The following is a 3,490-nucleotide window of genomic DNA, read 5'->3' on the forward strand; positions in this document are numbered from 1 at the left end:
CCCCCCCCCCCCCCCCCTGCGCCCCCCGGGGGGGCCGCCCCCCCCCCGCCCCGGGGCCGGGGCCCCGCCCCCCCACCCGGGCCCCGGGAGCCGCGATCACCAACCCGCTTGAGCCCTCCGGGAGTTGTGCCATGACAGTGCTGCTCGGCAAGGACATCCCTGTCGGTGCGCCGACCGCCGACGAACGCATCGGTCTGCACAGCCCGGCCGGTCTGCCCAGCACGCCGGCCGCGGCCGCCACCCAGCGCCCCATCGAGGGTTCGGTGCACTCGTGGGACCTGTCGACGGGTGTCGACGGCCCCGGCACGCGCTTTGTGACCTTCCTGGCCGGCTGTCCGCTGGCCTGTCTGTACTGCCACAACCCCGACACGATGAAGATGCGCAACGGCAAGCGCACCTCGGCCGACGATGTGATCGCCGAGGCGGGCAAGTACACGACGTTCATCAAGGCTTCGGGCGGCGGCGCCACCATCTCGGGCGGCGAACCGCTCCTCCAGCCGGTCTTCGCCGGCGAGCTCTTCCACCGGATGAAGCACGAACTCGGGCTGCACACCGCCCTCGACACCTCGGGCTTCCTCGGTGTCCGCGCCACCGACGCGATGCTCCGCGACATCGACCTCGTGCTGCTCGACATCAAGTCCTGGGACCGCGACACCTACAAGAAGGTCACCGCGCGCGAGCTGCAACCCACCCTCGACTTCGCGCACCGCCTCGCCGACCTCGGCAAGGAGGTGCACGTCCGCTTCGTGCTCGTGCCCGGCCTGACCGATGCCCCGGCCAACGTCGAGGGCGTCGCCGCTTTCGCCGGCTCCCTCGGCAATGTCTCGCGCGTGGACGTGCTGCCCTTCCACAAGCTCGGCCAGTCCAAGTGGGAGGCCCTGGACATGCCGTTCACCCTGGCCGAGACGCCGTCGCCGGGACCTGAGCAGGTCGACGCGGCGAAGCGGATCTTCGAGGCCCACGGCCTCAAGGCCGTCTGAGTTCTCCCGCGGGTCCGCGGGGACCGGCCGGCCCGAGCCGTTCCTCGCGCCCCGGACGTACCCTGGACGCATGAGCACCGCCCCGCAGCCCTCCGAGGACGAGCCGCAGCCCGAGCAGCCGAAGCCCAGGCCCAAGCTGGTCTTCGACGACCCGCTCGACCAGCAGTCGTCCGACGACACGGACCGGGGCTGGGGCGAGCGGCCGGCGGCGAGCGGCGACAGCGCCGCGGACCTCGCACGCTTCCTCGACGAGAAGCCGCCCCACCACCTCTGAGCAGCTACTCGCGGTTGCCCGAACCCCGCTGGGCCACGACGGCGTCGCGGATCTCCTTGAGCACTTCGAGCTCGGTGATCTCCATCGTCTCCTGGACGCCTTCCTTCGCCCTGCGCCGCTGCTCGACCTTGGCCAGGTACTTGGCCATCGGGAGCACCATGAGGAAGTAGACGACCGCCGCGGTGATGACGAAGCTCAAAATGGCGCTGAGGACCGTGCCCCACATGATCGGGATGCCGGACACGACCTCGCCGTTCTTGAAGTCGCACGGGGCCTTCAAGCACGAGCTGTACTTGTCGAGATCCTTCGTGCCGAACGCGCCGACCAGCGGATTGATCACGCCCTTCACCACGGAGTTCACGATGTTGGTGAACGCCGCGCCGATGACGACCGCGACCGCCAGATCGACGACGTTCCCCCGCATCAGGAACGCCTTGAACCCTTCGAAGAGGCTGGGCTTCTCCTCGCTCACAGTGGAGCCTTTCGTCGCATGTGCAATGGAAGCTGTGGAAACTGAAGCTGCCATTAGGCACAGCAGGCCGAAGCGGCGTCCAATCCATGCACACGAACAGGTGAGTTGACGAACTCCCGCTCCCGCACCGAGTCGTTGTCATCGCAACGTCACCGCGAGCGGCGTGCCCGCACCGGCTCCCACCAGGACGGTGGATACGGAGCGCGGAACCTCCAGGACCACCAACGCACCGCCGTCGAGGCCCTCTTCACCGGCCTCGGGCACCTGCGCCACCCGCGCGTCCGCGGCCACGACACGTGCCCGCTCGCCCTGCGTCCCGGCGGCCACCACATCCACGCGATCGCCGGGCTCGAGGAGTCGTACGGCCGCGGCATCGGCGATACGCACCGGAGCGGAGACCAGTTCGACCGGCCGGGCAGCAGGAGCCGGGGCCGCGCCCGAATCCTCCGTCGGCTCAGGGGCGGCACGCCCACCGAGCGCGAGCGTCGCCGCCGCCACGGCGAGCCCGGCCGCGAGGGTGCGTCTGCGCCGCCGCAGAGCTCTCCTCAACCGCGCACTCCCACCCCGTACATGAAGAGGAGAGAAGTGCGGGACATCGCATGCGGGCGCGGGGACAGCAGGGGAGGCAGGCGCGGGGACAGCGGACGAGGCAGGCGCGGACAGAGAGGAGTGCGGAAGGGGACGAGTGGTGGACACAGGGATCACCGCCTGACGTGAGGGACGTCGTCGAACGCCCCTCACGATCCCCGCATCGCCACAAGCCCGCCGAGCCCTGTGGACAACCCCCGGCCTGTGGACAACTCCCTCACCGGAACGAGGCGTTCACCACCTGACGCCGAGTACCGAGTGCCGAGTACCGAGAACTACGGCAGCTCGATCCCCAGATCCCACCCGTCATGCGCATGCGTGCACAGGCAGTCCCGCTCGGACGTCCGAGGCAGGGCCCCCACCACATCGAAGAGCACCTCGCGCAGCCGCCCGACGTTCTCCCCGAACACCCTCAACACCTCGGTGTGCGAGACCCCTTCACCCGTCTCCGCACCGGCGTCCAGATCCGTCACCAGCGACATCGACGTGTAGCAGAGCCCCAGCTCACGGGCGAGCACCGCCTCGGGATGCCCGGTCATACCGACCACCGACCAGCCCATCGCGGCATGCCACTGCGACTCGGCGCGGGTCGAGAACCGCGGCCCCTCGATCACGACCATCGTGCCGCCGTCGACGGGCTCCCAGTCCCGCCCGCGCGCCGCCTTGAGCGCGGCGCTGCGGCCCACCGGGCAGTAGGGGTCGGCGAAGGTGGTGTGGACGACGTTGGGCACCGTGCCGTCCGGCAGCGGGTGCCCGTCGAAGAAGGTCTGCGCGCGTGCCTTCGTACGGTCCACGACCTGGTCGGGAACGAGCAGCGTGCCCGGCCCGTACTCAGCCCGCAGCCCGCCGACCGCGCACGGGCCGAGCACCTGCCGTACGCCCATGGAGCGCAGTGCCCACAGGTTCGCGCGGTAGTTGATGCGGTGCGGCGGAAGGCGGTGGTCGCGGCCGTGCCGGGGCAGGAAGGCCACGGTCCGTCCGGCGATCTCGCCGAGGAAGAGGGAGTCGCTGGGCGCTCCGTAGGGGGTCTCCACCATGACCTCGGTCACGTCCTCCAGGAAGGAGTAGAACCCGGAGCCACCGATCACGCCGATCTCTGCGTTCGCCATGCGATCAGCGTAGCCATACGCGAGAACCGCGCCGCGGCGGGGGGAGGGGGGGGTGCCCGACGGGGAG

5 protein-coding genes are annotated in these 3,490 nt (G+C 70.4%); 2 read left to right on the forward strand and 3 right to left on the reverse strand.

The genetic code is table 11. From position 1 onward, the window contains the following. Positions 1-131 precede the first annotated feature (131 nt). Positions 132-980, forward strand: coding sequence for a pyruvate formate-lyase-activating protein (gene pflA, locus JAO81_RS13230; protein ID WP_199548019.1), 849 nt, complete (start codon positions 132-134; stop codon positions 978-980). A 70-nt stretch (positions 981-1,050) separates the two neighbouring features. Continuing rightward, a complete protein-coding gene (locus JAO81_RS13235; RefSeq protein WP_199548020.1) occupies positions 1,051-1,254 on the forward strand; it encodes a hypothetical protein in 204 nt (67 codons plus the stop codon). 4 nt (positions 1,255-1,258) lie between these two features. Here JAO81_RS13235 and mscL read toward each other — a convergent pair whose 3' ends face one another. From mscL to JAO81_RS13250, 3 genes are all read right to left on the reverse strand, one after another. Beyond that, complete coding sequence (gene mscL / locus JAO81_RS13240) at positions 1,259-1,726, reverse strand: large conductance mechanosensitive channel protein MscL (RefSeq protein WP_199548021.1); 468 nt, start codon at positions 1,724-1,726, stop codon at positions 1,259-1,261. 138 nt (positions 1,727-1,864) lie between these two features. Continuing rightward, a complete protein-coding gene (locus JAO81_RS13245; protein WP_307813338.1) occupies positions 1,865-2,275 on the reverse strand; it encodes a hypothetical protein in 411 nt (136 codons plus the stop codon). 314 nt (positions 2,276-2,589) lie between these two features. After that, a complete protein-coding gene (locus JAO81_RS13250) occupies positions 2,590-3,423 on the reverse strand; it encodes an S-methyl-5'-thioadenosine phosphorylase (protein ID WP_199548022.1) in 834 nt (277 codons plus the stop codon). Between the last annotated feature and the right edge of the window lie 67 nt (positions 3,424-3,490).

This window comes from Streptomyces sp. N35 (assembly GCF_016464295.1).
Taxonomy (GTDB): Bacteria; Actinomycetota; Actinomycetes; order Streptomycetales; family Streptomycetaceae; genus Streptomyces.